The organism is Bradyrhizobium sp. 31Argb, from assembly GCF_043638955.1.
Lineage (GTDB): Bacteria > Pseudomonadota > Alphaproteobacteria > Rhizobiales > Xanthobacteraceae > Bradyrhizobium.
In genome coordinates this window covers 1-17,561 of sequence record NZ_JBEGDB010000164.1, presented here as the reverse complement: position 1 = coordinate 17,561, position 17,561 = coordinate 1, and the positions used below count along the sequence as shown (strand labels likewise).

Annotated in this window: 14 protein-coding genes; 10 read left to right on the top strand and 4 right to left on the bottom strand. The window is 65.4% G+C overall.

The features are described 5' to 3' along the window. Positions 1 to 122: 122 nt before the first annotated feature. Positions 123 to 1,040: a LysR family transcriptional regulator gene (locus tag AAFX91_RS26670; RefSeq protein ID WP_282528704.1), complete on the bottom strand. Its 918-nt coding sequence runs from the start codon at positions 1,038 to 1,040 to the stop codon at positions 123 to 125. A gap of 116 nt (positions 1,041 to 1,156) precedes the next feature. On the opposite strand from AAFX91_RS26670, the gene AAFX91_RS26665 reads away from it, so the two are divergent. Then, on the top strand, positions 1,157 to 2,164 hold the full coding sequence (locus AAFX91_RS26665; protein ID WP_130582847.1) for an aldo/keto reductase: 1,008 nt from the start codon (positions 1,157 to 1,159) through the stop codon (positions 2,162 to 2,164). A 9-nt stretch (positions 2,165 to 2,173) separates the two neighbouring features. On the opposite strand, the gene AAFX91_RS26660 is transcribed toward AAFX91_RS26665, so the two are convergent. Further along, complete coding sequence (locus AAFX91_RS26660) at positions 2,174 to 2,977, bottom strand: molybdopterin-synthase adenylyltransferase MoeB (protein WP_130582848.1); 804 nt, start codon at positions 2,975 to 2,977, stop codon at positions 2,174 to 2,176. A 224-nt stretch (positions 2,978 to 3,201) separates the two neighbouring features. Between AAFX91_RS26660 and AAFX91_RS26655 the strand changes: the two genes are divergently transcribed. Then, positions 3,202 to 4,557: a serine protease gene (locus AAFX91_RS26655; protein ID WP_130582849.1), complete on the top strand. Its 1,356-nt coding sequence runs from the start codon at positions 3,202 to 3,204 to the stop codon at positions 4,555 to 4,557. 172 nt (positions 4,558 to 4,729) lie between these two features. Here the strand turns inward: AAFX91_RS26655 and ggt are convergent, their stop codons facing one another. Further along, the gene (gene ggt, locus AAFX91_RS26650; RefSeq protein ID WP_394568631.1) at positions 4,730 to 6,409 is read right to left on the bottom strand and encodes a gamma-glutamyltransferase; all 1,680 of its coding nucleotides are present in this window, start codon (positions 6,407 to 6,409) and stop codon (positions 4,730 to 4,732) included. A gap of 23 nt (positions 6,410 to 6,432) precedes the next feature. Next, positions 6,433 to 7,338 (bottom strand): bifunctional DNA-formamidopyrimidine glycosylase/DNA-(apurinic or apyrimidinic site) lyase, encoded by a 906-nt coding sequence (gene mutM / locus AAFX91_RS26645; protein ID WP_130582850.1) that lies wholly within the window; start codon positions 7,336 to 7,338, stop codon positions 6,433 to 6,435. A 191-nt stretch (positions 7,339 to 7,529) separates the two neighbouring features. On the opposite strand from mutM, the gene ubiE reads away from it, so the two are divergent. From ubiE to AAFX91_RS26605, 8 genes are all read left to right on the top strand, one after another. Continuing rightward, a complete protein-coding gene (gene ubiE, locus AAFX91_RS26640; protein ID WP_130582851.1) occupies positions 7,530 to 8,291 on the top strand; it encodes a bifunctional demethylmenaquinone methyltransferase/2-methoxy-6-polyprenyl-1,4-benzoquinol methylase UbiE in 762 nt (253 codons plus the stop codon). After that, positions 8,288 to 9,862: a 2-polyprenylphenol 6-hydroxylase gene (ubiB, locus tag AAFX91_RS26635; RefSeq protein WP_130582852.1), complete on the top strand. Its 1,575-nt coding sequence runs from the start codon at positions 8,288 to 8,290 to the stop codon at positions 9,860 to 9,862. Before ubiE ends, ubiB begins: the two co-directional genes overlap by 4 nt. A 52-nt stretch (positions 9,863 to 9,914) precedes the next feature. Then, complete coding sequence (gene coaBC / locus AAFX91_RS26630) at positions 9,915 to 11,327, top strand: bifunctional phosphopantothenoylcysteine decarboxylase/phosphopantothenate--cysteine ligase CoaBC (RefSeq protein WP_394568630.1); 1,413 nt, start codon at positions 9,915 to 9,917, stop codon at positions 11,325 to 11,327. Then, positions 11,324 to 11,782 carry a dUTP diphosphatase gene (gene dut, locus AAFX91_RS26625; protein WP_130579860.1) on the top strand — a complete coding sequence of 153 codons (459 nt, stop codon included), beginning with the start codon at positions 11,324 to 11,326 and terminating at the stop codon, positions 11,780 to 11,782. The genes coaBC and dut overlap by 4 nt, the downstream gene beginning before the upstream one ends. A gap of 300 nt (positions 11,783 to 12,082) precedes the next feature. Further along, complete coding sequence (locus AAFX91_RS26620) at positions 12,083 to 14,602, top strand: PAS domain-containing sensor histidine kinase (protein WP_130579859.1); 2,520 nt, start codon at positions 12,083 to 12,085, stop codon at positions 14,600 to 14,602. Continuing rightward, entirely contained in the window at positions 14,599 to 16,122 is a 1,524-nt protein-coding gene (gene tsaE / locus AAFX91_RS26615) for a tRNA (adenosine(37)-N6)-threonylcarbamoyltransferase complex ATPase subunit type 1 TsaE (RefSeq protein ID WP_394568629.1), read from the top strand. Before AAFX91_RS26620 ends, tsaE begins: the two co-directional genes overlap by 4 nt. A 77-nt stretch (positions 16,123 to 16,199) precedes the next feature. Further along, the gene (locus AAFX91_RS26610; RefSeq protein WP_282528715.1) at positions 16,200 to 16,526 is read left to right on the top strand and encodes a PilZ domain-containing protein; all 327 of its coding nucleotides are present in this window, start codon (positions 16,200 to 16,202) and stop codon (positions 16,524 to 16,526) included. Positions 16,527 to 16,667: 141 nt separating this feature from the next. Then, positions 16,668 to 17,390, top strand: coding sequence for a nucleotidyltransferase family protein (locus AAFX91_RS26605; RefSeq protein WP_130579856.1), 723 nt, complete (start codon positions 16,668 to 16,670; stop codon positions 17,388 to 17,390). Positions 17,391 to 17,561 lie beyond the last annotated feature (171 nt).

Sequence of the window (17,561 nt, the reverse complement as noted above, 5' to 3'; positions counted from 1 at the left end):
ATCAACCCGCCCTGCCGCCTCAAGCGGCGGGCTCCTGTCCCTGATTATCGTGTCTCACGATAAGGGTGCACTTCACTTTCCGGGGACAAAGTGGCCCCGGATTGCGCTTCGCTCCATCCGGGCTACGAGCTTTTTTTCCTCCGCTCTCGCTTGCGCCAGTCGGCAACGAACGCCACGAAGGCGGCGAGTGCCGGCGGCGGTTGGCGGCGGCTCGGATAATAGAGGAACGGACCCGGGAACGGCGCGCACCAATCGTCGAGCACGCTGACCAGCGCGCCGGATTTGACGCCATAGCGCACGTATCCCTCGAACGTCGCCCAATAACCGACACCGTCATGGACGGCCCGCAACGCAAGGCCGAGATAGGTTGCGATCAGCTTGGCCGGCGGCGACACCTTGACCAAGCGTCCTGCTTTTTCGAACTCCCAATCGTACATTGCGCCGCTGCCGAAGCGGGTGCGGATACAGGGATGGTCGAGCAGGTCCTTTGGCTGCGTCGGCCGGCCGTGCTGCGCGACATAGTCGCGCGAGGCCACGACTGCGTAGCGTTGCGGCGGCCCAAGCGATACCGCGATCATGTCCTGCGCGAGATGCTCGCCATAGCGCACGCCGGCATCGAACCCTTCCGCGACGATGTCGACGAACGCGCTCTCGGCGATGATCTCCAGATCGACTTGCGGATATTTTGCCAGGAACGGCGCCACCATCGGCGCCAGCACCAGGTCGATGGCCGGCGGTGGCGCATTGATGCGCAGGCGACCTGACGGCACGCCGCGTAAGCCGCGCACCTGATCGAGCGCCGCGCCGACATCGCGCATCGCAGGGCCCACGCGCGCAAGCAACAGTTCGCCGGCTTCGGTCAGCGCCACGCTGCGCGTGGTGCGGTTCATCAGGCGCACGCCGAGCCGCTCCTCCATGTCGCGCAGCCGCTGGCTGAGGCTGGAGACCGAGACGCGCTGCTCCAGCGCCGCGCGCCGAAAATTCTGCGTGCGGGCCACGGCGAGGAAGGCTTTAAGGTCGCGAAGATCGAAATCCTGCATTGTTCGATATACTGAACAAGCTATTCGGGATTGTCCAGCTTATCAGCGTAATGGAAAGCACGCATATCCGCCCTCGTCACGCGGCGCAAGCAGCCGCCTTTTCGAGGAGAGCCAACATGGAACAACGCAAACTCGGTTCAACCGGCCCCACCGTTTCGGCCCTTGGTCTCGGCTGCATGGGCATGTCGGAGGTCTATGGACCGGTCGATCGCGGCGAGAGCATCGCCACGATCCATGCAGCACTCGATGCCGGAATCACGCTGCTCGACACCGGCGACTTCTACGCCATGGGCCACAATGAAATGCTGGTCCGCGAAGCGCTGAAGGATCGCCCGCGCGACAAGGCGCAGATCAGCGTGAAGTTCGGTGCGTTGCGCGGTCCCGGCGGCGAATTCGCAGGGATGGATTGCCGCCCCGCCGCGATCAAGAATTTTCTTGCCTATTCGCTGCAACGGCTCGGCACCGACTACATCGACATCTACCGACCCGCGCGTCTCGATCCCAACGTTCCCATCGAAGAGACGATCGGCGGCATCGCCGAGATGGTGAATGCCGGCTACATCAGGCATATCGGCCTGTCCGAAGTCGGCTCCGACACGATCCGACGGGCGCATGCCGTGCACCCGATCGTCGATCTCCAGATCGAATATTCGCTGATCGCACGCGGCATCGAGCGCGACATCCTCAAGACCTGCCGCGAGCTCGGCATCGGCATCACCGCCTATGGCGTGCTGTCCCGCGGCCTGATCAGCGGCCACTGGACGAAGGACAGCGGCAAGGTTGGCAAGGACTACCGGCTGATGACGCCGCGCTTCCAGGGCGCGAACCTCGACGCCAATCTCGCGCTCGTGGAGTCGTTGCGCGCGATCGCCAGCGAGATCGGCGCAACGCCGGCACAGGTCGCAATCGCCTGGGTGGCGGCGCAGGGCAAGGAGATCGTGCCGCTGGTCGGCGCCCGCACCCGCAACCGTCTCACCGAAGCACTTGGCGCGATCAAGGTCACGCTGACTCAGGCTCACCTTGCGGCGCTGGCAAAAGCCTTCCCGCCGGATGTCGCCTCGGGCACGCGCTATGCCGCCGAGCAGATGGCACATCTGGACAGCGAGAAGCCGGCCACAACGTAACGACCGCAATCAAGTGCGATGCGCGCTCAGATCGGTGATGACGGGGTTGTCACCGTTGAGCGGATTGGCCGGATCGCGCGCGTAACGCAGGGTCTCGAAGCGCATCGCGCGCGCATCCACCATCAACAGGCGCCCGACCAGGCCCTCGCCGAAGCCGACGATTTCGCGGATCGCCTCCAGCGCCATCATCGAGCCCAGGATACCGGCGAGCGCGCCCATCACGCCGGCTTCCGCGCAGGCCGGCACCGTGCCGGGCGGCGGCGGCTCCGGGAACAGGCAGCGATAGGTCGGGTTGAACTCGCCGGCAGCGTTCTTCTCATGCGCGCGGATCGTGGTCAGCGAGCCGTCGAACACGCCGAGCGCGGCCGTGATCAGCGTCTTGCCGGCGAGGAAGCAGGCATCGGAGACGAGATAGCGCGTCTCGAAATTATCGGAGCCATCGAGCACCAGATCATAGCCGCCGATCAGCGCCATCACGTTATCAGCGTCGAGCCGCACCGCATGCGCCTCGAAATTGACATGCGGGTTGAGCGCATGGATCTGCTCCGCGGCGCTGTCCACCTTGCGTTTGCCGATGTCCGGCGTCGCATGGATGACCTGGCGCTGCAGATTGGAGAGCGACACGATATCGTCATCGACGACCCCGAGCGTGCCGACGCCGGCCGCCGCCAGATACATCAGCGCCGGCGCACCAAGGCCGCCGGCGCCGATCACCAGCACCGAAGCCTCCTTCAGCGCCGCCTGCCCGGGGCCGCCGACTTCGCGCAGCACGATGTGACGGGCGTAGCGTTCGAGTTCGTCAGCAGTCAGCATTGTCGACTTTGTCCTTCCTCGCGGTCCCTGCCCGACCCTCATGGTGAGGAGCGCGCAGCGCGTCTCGAACCATGAGGCCCCAGTCTCGCCCGTGGCCATCCTTCGAGACGGCCGCTTCGCGGCCTCCTCAGGATGAGGTCGGAGTCGTGAACCCAGGTGCGGTTGTTGTCGACCAAGCAGATGTGCATAATCGGCCCACCGCGCAATAACCTCCCGGATTTGTCATGAGATCGATGCTTTCGGCAACATTGATAGTCGTGACAATGGGCACCGCGCAGGCGCAGACGACGCCGCCAGCGACCGCGGGCGCCAAGCCAAAGACGGTCGCGACCGTGCCGGTCCGCCCCGCGCTGCAGAAGCCCGAGGAGACGGCCAACGGGATGACGCAGGCCGAGCGGCTCGCGCTGCAATCCGATCTCGCCTGGGTCGGCCAGTATAATGGCGCGATCACCGGCGATGTCAGCGAGCGCATGGTCAATGCGATCAAGGAATTCCAGAAATCGCGCGGCGGCAAGCCCACCGGCGTGCTGAACCCGCAGGAGCGCGGCGTGCTGGCCGAAACCGCGCGGCGCAAGCAGGAGAGCGTCGGATGGCGGATCGTCACCGAGCCCGGCACCGGAGCGCGGCTCGGCATTCCCAGCAAACTGGTTCCGCAACTCGCAAGCGGCGTCGACGGCGCCAAATGGACCTCGCCGACGGGGACCGTCCAGGTCGTGCTGGCGCGCCGCAAAGAGGCGAACCCGACCACCGCAAAACTTGCCGAACGCGAGAAGAAGGAGCCGGGACGGACCGTCGACTACACCGTCGTCAAGCCGGACTTCTTCGTGCTCTCGGGCCTGCAGGGGCTGAAGAAATTCTACATCCGCGGCATGTTCAAGGGCGACGAAGTCCGCATCCTCACCATCCTCTACGACCAGGCGACTGAAAATACCGTCGAGCCGGTGGTGATCGCGATGTCGAGCGCCTTCAACGCGTTTCCGACCGGTCCGCAGGTTGCCGGTCCCCCGCCGCGCAAAACCGTGGAATACGGCACCGGCGTAATCGTCAGCGATGACGGCGCGATCGTCACCGACCGGCTGGTCACCGACGAATGCATCGCGATCACGATCGGCGGCCACGGCAATGCCGACCGGATCGCCGAGGACAAGGAGCACGATCTCGCGCTGCTGCACATCTATGGCGCGCGCGGATTGAAGCCGCTGAATGTCGGCGCCACTGGCGCCAAGCCGGCGCTCGACCTCACCGGCATCGCCGATCCGCAGAACCAGGGCGGCGGCAACGCCGTGAGCAGCGCCAAGGCGACAGCCACGCCTATCGGCAGCGACGTCACGCTGACACCGGCGCCCGCGATCGGCTTCTCCGGCGCCGCGGCGCTCGATACCGACGGCAAGTTCGCCGGACTCGCGCTGCTGAAGCCGGTGGTCGTCGCCGGCCCCGCGAACGCGGCACCTGCCTCGCAGGCGATGCTGGCGCCGGCCGAGACGGTGCGCGACTTCCTGAAAGCGCATGGCGTGACTGCGAATGGCACATCGTCCGACGCAAAAGCCGCCGTGGTGCGCGTGATCTGCGTGCGGAAGTGACACTTGCTCTTCGCCTCTCCCCGCGCGCGGGGAGAGGCCGGATTGCATCGCAAGATGCAATCCGGGTGAGGGGCTGCCTCCGCGAACTCATCTCTCACCGTATTTGCGGCGCGAGCCCCTCACCCCAACCCTCTCCCCGCAAGAGCGGGGCGAGGGAGCGGACCGAGCGCCTTCATACCAGCCTGAACCTCACGCCCGCACGCGCCAGCCCGCCGGCGATCCCGACCGGCGTGCCGTCGGCGCGCCAGCAGGCGGCGCCTTGCATGCAACCATCCTCTTCAAACTGGATCGCGTTCATGCCGCCGGCGACGGAGGATACCGGCGCAACCGTGTGACCCAGACTCGTGAGTTTCTCGCGCACGCTCTCGGGAACGGCGAGCTCGACTTCGAGCGCATTGCCCTCGGTCCACACCCGCGGCGCCTCGACCGCTTCCTGCAGGCTCATGCCGTGGTCGATCAGGTTGATCAGCGCCTGCATGGCGCTGGGGAAGATGCGTTTTCCCCCGGGCAGGCCCAGCGCATACTTCAGCTTGCCGTCGCGCAAAGCCATCATCGGCGACATCGAAGTGGTGACGCGCTTGCCCGCTGCCAGCGACAGCGCGTGGCCGGGACGCGGATCGAACAGATGCATGTAATTGTTCGCGATGGCACCTAAGCCCGGGATCAGGATCTTCGCGCCGAACAGATTGTTGATGGTCTGGGTGGTCGCGACCACGTTGCCGAACGCATCCGCCGCGGTCAGATGCGTGGTATGCGCACCTTCGAGCTGCGCAACGCCCGCACCCCAGGCCTGCGCCCGATTGGGATCGATCGCACGGCGGCGCTCCTCGGCATAGGCTTTCGACGTCAGCCGCTCGACGGGCACGTTGACATAGGCGGGATCGCCGCTCGCCGCTGCACGGTCGGCAAAGGCGATCTTCAGCACTTCGGCGAGATAGTGGATCGTCTCGGCGGTGCCGAAACCGAGGCTCGCGATGTCGTAGCCTTCGAGGATATTCAGCATCTCCGCGATATGCACGCCCGATGCCGCCGGCGGCGGTGGTCCCAGGATGGCCCAGCCGCGATAATCGGCGCGGATCGGCTGGCGCTCGACGGTCTTGTAGGCTGCGAGATCGGCGCGGCGAATATATCCGCCGTTCTTCTCCATGTAATCGACAAGGATATCGCCGAGCGAGCCCTGATAGAACGCGGCTTCACCATGCTCGGCGATATACCGCAGGGTCTCCGCGTATTCGGCCTGCACCACGCGTTCGCCGATCTTCAGCGGTTCGCCGTTCGGAAGGTAGATCGCCGAAATCGGCTTGTCCTTCAGCATGTCAGCAGCGCTCTCGCGGATGCATTCGTGCAGGTAAGGCGTCACGGCATAGCCGCGGGCGGCATGCTTGATCGCGGGCTGCATGACATCGGCAAGGCTCATGGTGCCGAACCGCCGCAGCGTCTCGCACCAGGCCATCAGCGAACCCGGCACTGCAACCGCCTTCGGGCCCACGCAATTCTCATCGCCGAGGGTGTCGAACACATCGTGCGCCGAACCCGGCTTCGAACTGTAAGTGTCGGGCCGGACCGCGAGCGGCACGGTGCTCTGGCCGTCGATGAAGCGGTGCGTGCCGTCGGCGAGGCGGATATGCGCCATGCCGCCGCCGATGATGCCGACCATCATCGGCTCGACCACAGTCAGCGTGAACAATGTCGCGATCGCCGCATCGATGGCATTGCCGCCAGCGGCCAGCATCTCGGCGCCCGCGCTTGAGGCCAGCGGATGATTGCTGACCACCATGCCGCGGCTGGAGATGGCTGGTTGCTTCTCGCATTCGAAACTTGTCGCCGCGCGATCGCGCCAATTGTCGCTCATGACGTCGCTCCCCTTGTTGTTGGTTATTTCTGGCATTTCGGGCACCAGAAGGTCGAACGGCCGTTCTGGGTGAAGCGTTTCACGGTGCCGCCGCAGCCTGGAGTCGGGCACTTCTCGCCTTCGCGATCATAGACCTGAAACGAATGCTGGAAATAGCCGAGCTCGCCATTGGTCTGGCGATGATCGCGCAACGATGAGCCGCCGGCCTTGATCGCCTGGTTCAGCACATCGTGGATCGCAGTGACCAATCGTTTGGCATGCTCCGTCGGCTCCCCCCCGGCAACGCCCTTGCGTTGTCCGGCCTTCGTGGCAAGCGTCGCCGCCAGCCGCCGCGGCGACAGGTGCGAGCGAAACAGCGCTTCGCAGACATAGATATTGCCGAGTCCTGCGACCACGCGCTGGTCGAGCAGCGCCGCCTTCAGGCTGGTCTTCTTGTTGGCGCAGGAGTGCGCCAGCATCGCGGCATCGAATTCATTGCCGAGCGGCTCGGGGCCGAGGCCCTTCAACAGCGGCTCGTCCTCGATTGCGTTGCGCGCGATCACCTTCATGTAGCCGAAGCGGCGCGGATCGTTGAAGATGATCGCGGCCCCCGACGACATGTGGAAGATCACATGATCGTGTGCGCGGTCCTGATTCCGCTCATAATGAAAATGACCCGGCGCGATCTTGTCGTCGTCCTTGAGCACGCGGAACGAGCCGGACATGCCCAGATGCATCAAGAGCACGTCGCCCGAGGTCAGGTCCGCCATCAGATATTTCGCGCGGCGGCCGAGACCTTGGACGGTCTGTCCCTCCAGCCGTGCGACAAAATCTTTCTGAAAGGGAAACCGCAGGTCCTTGCGGCGGGCTTCCGCCTTCAGGATTTTCGCGCCCTCCATGGACGGCTGCAAGCCGCGGCGGACGGTCTCGACTTCGGGGAGTTCGGGCATGGAAATGTCATTCACACGGGGCACGATCGGCAAAAAGTGTAAGGGGTTTTGCGCCCGACCGCGCGCCAAATTAACAATTTGCGAACAATCCGCCAGACCGCAACCAGTTTGGTGGATTGTGCGCGGCGGTGCTGACGTGATAGCGCCATTGCGGCGGGCGCGCTATGGTCGCTCCTTAAGGTAGTGCGTTGATGGATCGGCGGGACCAAACCACCCATTTCGGCTACAGGGACGTTCCCCTGGGCGAGAAGCAGACGCTGGTGAACGAGGTGTTCCACAGCGTAGCGTCGCGTTATGACTTGATGAACGATCTGATGTCGATCGGCCTGCACCGGGTCTGGAAGGACATCATGATCACCCAGCTCAATCCGCCGAAGAGCGAGGCGCCGTTCGCGCTGCTCGACGTCGCGGGCGGCACCGGCGATATCGCGTTCCGCGCGGCGAAGGCGGGTGGTCCCGGTTTCCGCGCTACTGTCTGCGACATCAATGCCGACATGCTCGAGGTTGGCCGCAACCGCGCCCGCGCCCAGCATCTCGATGACCGGGTCTCCTTCGTCGCCGGCAATGCCGAGACGTTGAGCTTTCCGGACCGTTCGTTCGACGCCTACACGATCGCATTCGGCATCCGCAACGTGCCGCGGATCGATATCGCGCTGCGCGAGGCCTATCGCGTGCTGCGGCCCGGCAGCCGATTCCTCTGTCTTGAATTTTCCACCGTCGACGTGCCCGGCCTCGACCGGCTTTATGACCTGTTCTCGTTCAGGGTGATCCCGCCGCTCGGCCGCGCCGTGACCGGCGACGCCGAGTCCTATCAGTATCTCGTCGAATCGATCCGCAAGTTTCCACGGCCCAGCGCCTTTGCCGAGATGATCACTGCCGCCGGCTTTGCGCGGGTGAAATGGGAAATCCTCTCGGGCGGCATCGTGGCGCTGCATTCGGGCTGGCGTTTGTGATCTCTGCAACTACACACATCGCGCGCCTCGCCCGCGCCGCCTACGTCTTCGCACGCGAGGGCGTGTTCGGCGTCGTCGATCCGGCCCTTGTGCCGCCACCGGGGCAGCTTCTGCTGCGGCTGGCCCGCCTGATCGAACGGCCCGGCGCCAAGTCCGGACCCAGGCTGTCGCGCGCGCTGACGCGGCTTGGGCCGGCCTATCTCAAGCTCGGCCAGTTCCTTGCCACAAGACCCGACGTGGTCGGCGTGGTGATGGCCAAGGATCTGGAGAGCCTGCAGGACCGGCTGCCGCCATTCTCCCAGACCGAAGCGGAAGCCGTGATCGCGCAATCGCTGGAACGCCCGTTGGCGCAGGCTTTCGCGAGCCTCGGGCCCCCGGTCGCCGCCGCCTCGATCGCGCAGGTGCACCGCGGCGAGATCGAGCGTAATGGCGTGCGCCGGCAGGTGGCCGTGAAGGTGTTGCGGCCGAACGTCGCCTCCCGCTTCCGCCGCGACCTCTCCGATTTCTTCTTCGTCGCACACAAGGCGGAAGCGCATTCGGCCGAAGCGCGGCGATTGCGGCTGGTCGAGGTCATCAACACGATGTCGCGCTCGGTCGCGATGGAGATGGACCTGCGGCTGGAGGCCGCCGCCCTCTCCGAGATGGCGGAAAACACGAACGACGATCCGGATTTCCGCGTGCCGGCGGTGGACTGGGACCGCACCACCCATAACGTGCTGACGATGGAATGGATCGACGGCATTCCGCTGAACGACCGTATCAGGCTGGAGCAAGCCGAGGTCGACCTGCCCGATCTCGGCCGCAAGGTGATCCAGAGTTTCCTGCGCCACGCGCTGCGCGACGGCTTCTTCCACGCCGACATGCATCCCGGCAATCTGTTCCTCGATGATACCGGCCGGCTGGTGGCGGTCGATTTCGGCATCATGGGCCGGCTCGAGCAGAAGGAGCGGCGCTTCCTCGCCGAGATCCTGCTCGGCTTCATCACCCGCGACTATCGCCGCGTCGCCGAGGTGCATTTCGAGGCCGGCTACGTGCCCGGGCATCACTCGGTGGAGAATTTCGCGCAAGCCATCCGCGCCATCGGCGAGCCGATCCACAACCGCACCGCCGAGGAAATCTCGATGGCGCGGCTGTTGACGCTGTTGCTCGAGGTCACCGGCCTATTCGACATGCAGACGCGCCCCGAATTGATCCTGCTGCAGAAGACCATGGTGGTGGTCGAAGGCGTGGCGCGCGGCTTCGACCCCAAGCTCGACATCTGGAAGATCGCCGATCCCGTGGTGCGCGAATGGATCGAGCGCAATCTCGGACCGGTCGGGCGCATCCAGGGCGCGATGTCAGGGGCCGGCGAACTCGCCCGCGTGCTGGCGCATCTGCCCGACATCGCCTCGCGCGCAGTGGCGGTGCTGGGTAGTCTGGAGAAGATGACGCGCGAGGGCGTCACGCTGTCCCCGCAGACGATCGCGGCGATGGGACAGACCGAGGGCCGCAAGAACCGCTGGCGGACCGTCGCGCTCTGGATCATCGCGGCCACTTTCATCGGAATCCTGATTGCGGTCCGGAATCTTTGATTGCAATGATAGCGGACGCTGCTAGCATTGCTGTCAAATCGATGGTGCGGCCATGGCCAATCTGACTATTCGCAAGCTCGATGACGCCGTCCGAGACGAACTGCGCCTGCGCGCCGCCCGTAACGGGCGCTCGGTCGAGGATGAGGTACGGGTCATCTTGGGCGAGGTGGTTGCGGGGCAGCCCTCCGAGGTCCCGCCCGCAGCTCCCGCGTCGCGCCCGCAGGCCGCCGTGGCATCGGTCAATGGCCTCGCCCGGGTCACCCTGATCATCGGCGGCGGCATCGCCGCCTACAAGGCGCTGGACCTGATTCGACGGCTCAAGGAGCGCCATATTCAGGTCCGCTGTGTGCTGACCAAGGCGGCGCAGCAATTCGTCACGCCGCTTGCGGCCAGCGCCCTGTCGCATGAGCGCGTCTATACCGACCTGTTCGATCCCGAGAGCGAATTCGATGCCGGCCACATCCGCCTGGCGCGCGAGTGCGACCTGATCGTGGTGGCGCCAGCGACCGCGGATCTGATGGCCAAGATGACGCATGGCCATGCCGACGATCTCGCCTCCGCCATCCTGCTCGCCGCCAACCGCCCGATCCTGCTGGCCCCGGCGATGAATCCGCTGATGTGGAACAACGCCGCCACCCGCCGCAATGTGCTGCAGCTCCGCCGCGACGGCATCCTGACCGTCGGCCCCAATGCCGGCGAGATGGCGGAAGCGGGCGAAGCTGGCGTCGGGCGGATGGCCGAGCCGACCGAAATCGCCGCCGCCGCCGAACACATCCTTCGCCCGCCGCATCCGCGCCCGCTTCAGGGCAAGCGCGTGCTGATCACCGCAGGGCCGACACATGAGGCGATCGATCCGGTGCGCTATATCGCCAACCGCTCCTCGGGCAAGCAGGGCTTTGCCATCGCCGCCGCCGCGCGCGATGCCGGCGCCGAGGTCGTCCTGGTCTCCGGGCCGGTCGATCTCGCCGATCCAGCGGGCGTGTCGGTGATCTCTGTGGAATCCGCGCGCGATATGCTGCACCGGGTGGAAGCGGCGCTGCCGGTCGATGTCGCGATCTTCGCCGCCGCGGTCGCCGACTGGCGGGTCGCCAATGAAGGCGAGCAGAAGCTGAAGAAGACCGCAGCCGGCGTGCCGGCGCTGCAACTGGTCGAGAACCCCGACATCCTCGCCACCATCGCCAAGCTGCAGGACAACCGCCCGCCGCTGGTGATCGGCTTCGCCGCCGAGACCGAGCATCTGATCGAGAATGCGAAGGCAAAGATCGCCCGCAAGGGCTGCGACTGGATCGTGGCCAACGATGTTTCACCGGCCACCGGCGTGATGGGTGGCGACCGCAACACCGTTCATCTGCTGACGCGTGGGGGCGAGGATATCAGCGTCGATTCCTGGCCGGTCATGACCAAGGAACAGGTCGCGACCGAACTGGTGGCCCGGATCGCGAAGGCCGTGGAGACAAAATCGTGAGTGCGACGATCAAGGTCGATGTCAGGCAATTGCCGCATGCCGAAGGTCTTCCGCTGCCGGCCTACCAGACCGCCGATGCCGCCGGGCTCGATCTGTTGGCCGCAGTGCCCGAAGAAGCGCCGCTGGTGCTCGCATCAGGCAAATACGCGATGGTTCCGACCGGGCTCACGATCGCGCTGCCACCGGGCTACGAGGCGCAGGTGCGGCCGCGTTCCGGACTTGCCGCCAAGCATGGCGTGACCGTGTTGAATTCGCCTGGTACGATCGACGCCGACTATCGGGGAGAGATCAACGTCCTCCTGATCAATCACGGCGAGGCGCCGTTTTCCATCCGACGCGGCGAGCGCATCGCGCAGATGGTGATCGCACCGGTCGTGCAGGCGCAGTTGGTTCCGGTGACCGCGCTGTCCAGTACCGAGCGAGGCGGCGGCGGCTTCGGCTCCACGGGAAGATAGTTGACCCGTAGCCCGGGTGGAGCGCAGCGCAACCCGGGACATCCGCGTCCACATCCGCGAGCGGACCCGGGTTACACTAACGCTTCACCCGGGCTACGGCACTTGATCGAGCGATAAGCCATTCGAATACGGATAAAATTTGCGCTGGCGCACGAATTGAGCCCCGCATTTTTCACAGCGTGTCTTGCGTTCACGATCTGGACTCTTACTCGCTGAGTCAGCTTGAGGATATGCTCTTACGATTCGTGTGCACGGCGGGGGTCTAACGCCGGGCCGAAGTCGTGCGTTCTGGGGCAAATTATGTCGGGCGTGGTCGCCGCAATGCGTCGAACCCTGCTGTCGTGCACCTCACTGGCGCGCGACGGCCTGCTTGGGCTCGCCGCCATGCTGGCGCTGCCCGCGGGATCGGCGCGCGCTGGCGACTGGCTGTTCGAGCCGGTGATCTCGGCGTGGTTCGACCTCGATCACCAGGAATTCGTGCTCTTCACCGCCGCGGTTGCCTTGCTCGGCTTTTCCGTGGTCGCCGCGATCCTCTTGATGCGTACACGCGCTCGCGCCATCCGGAGCGAGGGGCGCCTGCGCGCCGAGATCGCTGATCTGCAGGCCCAATCCGATCGCCTGCGCGCGCTGCTGTTTGCCGAGCCGCAGGTCCTGATTTCCTGGGCGGCTGGCGACAACCGCCCCGAGATCAGCGGTGACATCGCATTGCTGACCTCGCAGGAGGCGACCCAGAACTCGCCCCAGCGCGTGCTGGCGTTCGGAACCTGGCTGCCGCCGGAACCGGCGCTGCAGATGGACCACGCCGTCGACGCGCTGCGCGAGGCCGGCCAGGGTTTTCTGCTGAACCTCACCACCGCGAACGGCCGCGCCATCGAGGCGATGGGTCGCGCCATCGGCGGCCAGGCGATCGTGCGGATGCGCGAGCTTGGCGGCTTGCGTCGCGAGCTGGCCGAAGCCAATCTGCGCCACAAGATGCTGCAGGAGGAGACCGAGCTGCTGCGCGATTTCGCCGCCGCCGCACCCTGGCCGATCTGGGCCAAGAATGCGCAGGACGACCTGCGCTATGCCAACACGGCCTATTTGCGGGCGACCGAGGGCGCGAGCATCGCGGATGCGATCCACCGCCATCTCGAACTCCTGGAGAACGACCAGCGGGTTGAGATGGCCAAGGCGCTGCACGAATATTCGACCTATGCCGCGCGACTACCGATCGTGGTCGGCGGCGAGCGGCGCATCTATGACATCCAGGCGATGAAGCTTGCCGGCGGCAGCGCCGGCATCGCCATCGACGCCAGCGAGGTCGCCGCCCTTCGCGCCGCGCTCACCCGGATGGCGGAAGCGCATCGCCGCACCCTCGACCAGCTCTCTTCCGGCGTGGCCGTGTTCGACGCCGACCGCCGGCTTGCCTTCTACAACGAATCCTATCGCCGCCTCTGGGACCTCGATCAGGCGTTCCTCGATAGCAATCCGGACGATTCCAGCGTCCTCGACCGGCTGCGCGCCGCCCGCAAACTGCCGGAGCAGCCGGATTTCCGCGCCTGGAAGGCCAAGCTGCACGAAGCCTATCGCGCGGTCGAATCGGAGAGCTACACTTGGTTCCTGCCCGACGGCCGCGCGGTCAGCGTCGTGACCACGCCGAACCTCGAAGGCGGCGTCACCTATCTCTTCGACAACGTCACCGAAAGCCTCGATCTGGCGCGTCGCTTCGACGGCCTAATCCGGGTCCAGCACGAGACCCTCGACAATCTGAACGAAGCGGTCGCAGTGTTCGGCAGCAACGGGCGCGTGCAATTGTTCAACCCGGTATTCGAGAAGATGTGGAGGCTGCCGGCGGACGCGTTGCGCGAGCAGCCGCATATCGAGACCGTGGAAGCGCTGTGCCGGCCGCTGTTCGACGATCCGATCGTCTGGCGGGCGCTGCGCGAGGCGATCACCGCGATCGAGAACCGCGCCCAGGTCGCGCTGAAGCTCGAGCGCAAGGACGGCAGCGTGCTGCATTGCATGACCATGCCGCTGCCGGACGGCGCGACCATGCTGACGTTCCAGGACATCACCGACACCGAGAATGTCGAACGCGCGCTGCGCGAGCGCAACGAGGCGCTGGAAGCGGCCGACCAGATGAAGGTCGACTTCGTCCACCACGTGTCCTACGAACTGCGCGCGCCGCTCACCACCATCATCGGCTTTGCGCATTTCCTGTCTGATCCCGCGACCGGACCGCTCAATACGAAGCAGGCCGAATATCTCGACTACGTCACCAAATCGACCAACGCATTGCTCGCGCTCACCAACAACATCCTCGATCTCGCCACCATCGATGCCGGCGCGATGACGCTCGAGCTTGGCTCCGTCGATATCGGCAAGACGATCGAGGCCGCGGCCGAAGGCATCCAGGACCGGCTCGCGACCGACCGCATCACGCTCAAGGTCGATATCGAGCCCAATATCGGCGAATTCATCGGCGATGAACGACGCGTGGTGCAGGTGCTCTATAACCTGCTCGCCAACGCCGTCGGTTTCTCCCCGCATGACGGGATGGTCACGATCTCTGCGCGACGCGCCGAGCACAGTGTCGTGTTCGCGGTGACCGACACCGGCCCAGGCATCGCGCCTGAGGTCAAGGACAAGGTGTTCAACTGGTTCGAGAGCCATTCCCACGGCTCGCGGCACCGCGGCGCCGGCCTCGGCCTGTCGCTGGTGCGCTCCTTCGTCGAGCTGCATGGTGGCAAGGTCCGCGTCGATTCGACCGTCGGCAGAGGCACGACCGTGACCTGCGTCTTCCCGGTCGACCAGAACGCGCATCGCAACGCCGCCGAATGATTGTCACCAGCACATTCTCGGTCGCACTCGCCAATGAGGCCGCGACCGCGCATCTGATGGCCGATCTCGCGCTGTTGATCGGCCCCGGCGAAGTCATTGCGCTCTCCGGCGATCTCGGCGCCGGCAAGACCGCGGCGGCCCGCGCGCTGATCCGCTATCTCGCCACCGATGATACGCTGGAAGTGCCGAGCCCGACGTTTACGCTGGCGCAAAGCTACGAGCTGCCGGCGTTCCCGCTTGTTCACGCCGACCTCTATCGCATCAATGACGCGAGCGAACTCGAGGAGATCGGGCTGGCGCCTTTGCCTGACGGCGCGGTGGCGCTGATCGAATGGCCGGAGCGGGCACCAGATGCCATGCCGCCGGACCGCATCGACATTGCGCTGAGTCACCGGCCGGCACTGGGATCGAACGCGCGCGCTGCCGAGATCACCGGCCACGGCAAGGCTGCCGCCGTCGTCACGCGGCTGAAGGCGCTGCGCCAATTCCTCGAGAATGCCGGCTACATCGACGCGCGGCGCGAGCGCATGCCGGGCGACGCCTCGACCCGCTCCTACGCCCGGCTGTTCGACGACAATGGCAGCGTCATCCTGATGAACTCGCCGCGACGCCCCGACGGGCCGCCGATCTATGACGGCAAGTCCTACAGCGCCGCCGTCCATCTCGCCGAGGACGTCAAGCCGTTCGTCTCGATCGACAACGGACTGCGCGACCGCGGCTTCTCCGCACCCGCGATCCGCCACTCCGACATCGATCTGGGATTCCTGATCACCGAGGATTTCGGCAAGGACGGCATCGTCGAGGGCGATCCGCCGGCACCGATCACGGAGCGCTACGAAGCCGCGACCGACATGCTGGCGGCCCTGCATCGGGAGAAACTGCCGGAGGCGCTGCCGCTGACGCCGCAGCTTACCTACGACATCCCGGTCTTCGACATCGACGCCTGGCTGGTCGAGATGGGCTTGATGATCGAGTGGTACTTGCCGGATCGCGGCATCACCCTCGCCTCGGATCTGCGCGATGAATTTCTTGCGATGTGGCGAACGCTCCTGGAGAAGCCGGCCGCGGCGCCGCGGACCTGGGTGCTGCGCGACTTCCACTCGCCCAATCTGATCTGGCTTGGCGAGCGTACAGGTATCCTGCGGCTGGGCCTGATCGACTTCCAGGACGCCGTGCTCGGGCCTGCCACCTATGATCTGGTGTCGCTGTTGCAGGACGCGCGGATCGACGTGCCCGAGCAGCTCGAGCTCACGCTGCTCTCCCGCTACATCAAGGCGCGGCGGGCCACCGAGGAGCATTTCGACGCGGCCAGCTTCGCCGAGCTCTACGCGATCATGTCGGCGCAGCGTAACACGCGTCTGCTCGGGATCTTCGCGCGGCTCAACGGGCGGGACGGCAAGCCGCATTATCTCAAGCACCAGCCGCGGATCTGGACTTACCTCACTCGTTCACTGGCCCACCCGGCGCTGGCCGGCCTCCGTGAATGGTACGCGGCCCACGTCCCGCCACCGGTTTCCTGATTTACCCCCTGTTAGCCCGAGCCGCCCTAGTGTGACACACGCTCCGGATGCAGAGCGGCTTGGTTGAGGGTTTGAGTTTGGCGATGAAGACAGAACGGCGCCGCGGCGAGCGTGTCACCTTCGAACGCGGCATTCCCGCGCACATGATGGGGATCGACGGCACGTGGCGACGCGACTGCACCATGGAGGATGTTTCCGAGACCGGCGCCAAGCTGACCGTCGAGGGCTCGGTGGAGGGCCTGCACCTGAAGGAGTTCTTCCTGCTGTTGTCATCGACCGGGCTTGCCTATCGCCGCTGTGAATTGTCCTGGGTCAATGGCGACCAGATCGGGGTCAATTTCCTCAAACAGGGCGACAAAAAGAAGAAGGCGGCCAAGCGCGGCTCGCAACCCGCCGACGCCTGAAGATTGTTGTTTTTGACGCGTTTTCTTCCCCGTCGCACGGCCGTCATGTCCGGCGACTATCGCGTCGATCTTATGCGCGCCCCAAATCGGCGTGATAGGATGGCGCGCGTCACGATTTGAACGGTTCGAGAGCCCGGAAGAATGTCCGTCACCCCCAGTAAAGCCATGGTCCTCGCTGCCGGTCTCGGCCTGCGCATGCGGCCCTTGACCGACCATATGCCGAAGCCGCTGGTGAGCGTGGCGGGCCAGCCGTTGCTCGATCACGTCCTGGACAAGCTTGCCGCTGCCGGCGTGAGCGAGGCCGTGGTCAATGTGCACTATCTGCCGGACCAGATCATCGAGCACGTCAAGACGCGGAAGCAGCCGCGTGTGATCATCTCGGACGAGCGTGACAAGGTGCTGGGCACCGGTGGCGCGGTCGTAAAGGCGTTGCCGCTGCTCGGGCCTGAGCCGTTCTTTCACGTCAACGCCGACACGATGTGGATCGACGGCGTGCGGCCAAACCTGGCGCGGCTCGCGGAGACCTTCGACCCCACGAAGATGGATATCCTGCTCTTGATGGCGCCGACCGCGAACAGCATCGGCTATGGCGGTCGCGGCGACTATTCCATGCTGCCGGACGGCGCGCTGCGCAAGCGGCGGGAGCAGCAGGTGGTGCCGTTCGTCTATGCCGGCGCCGCGATCATGTCGCCGTCGATCTTTGCGGACGCCCCCACGGGCGAGTTCTCGCTGACCAAGCTGTTCGACCGTGCCAACGAGCAGGAACGACTGTTCGGGCTCAGGCTCGACGGTGTCTGGATGCATGTCGGAACCCCCGACGCCGTGCAAGCCGCGGAAGAAGCATTTTTGGAAAGCGTGGCTTAATCCTCTATTCGTCGTCCCGGCGGAGGCCGGGACCCATCACCACCGGTGTTGGTCGTGGACGGGATAGTGGCCTCGGCCTGCGCAATACCACATTTGTGGTTGATGGGGTGGACGGCCCCCTACGGCATCAGTTGTGCCAGAATGAGGTTGTCGAAATCTCAAACGAGGGAG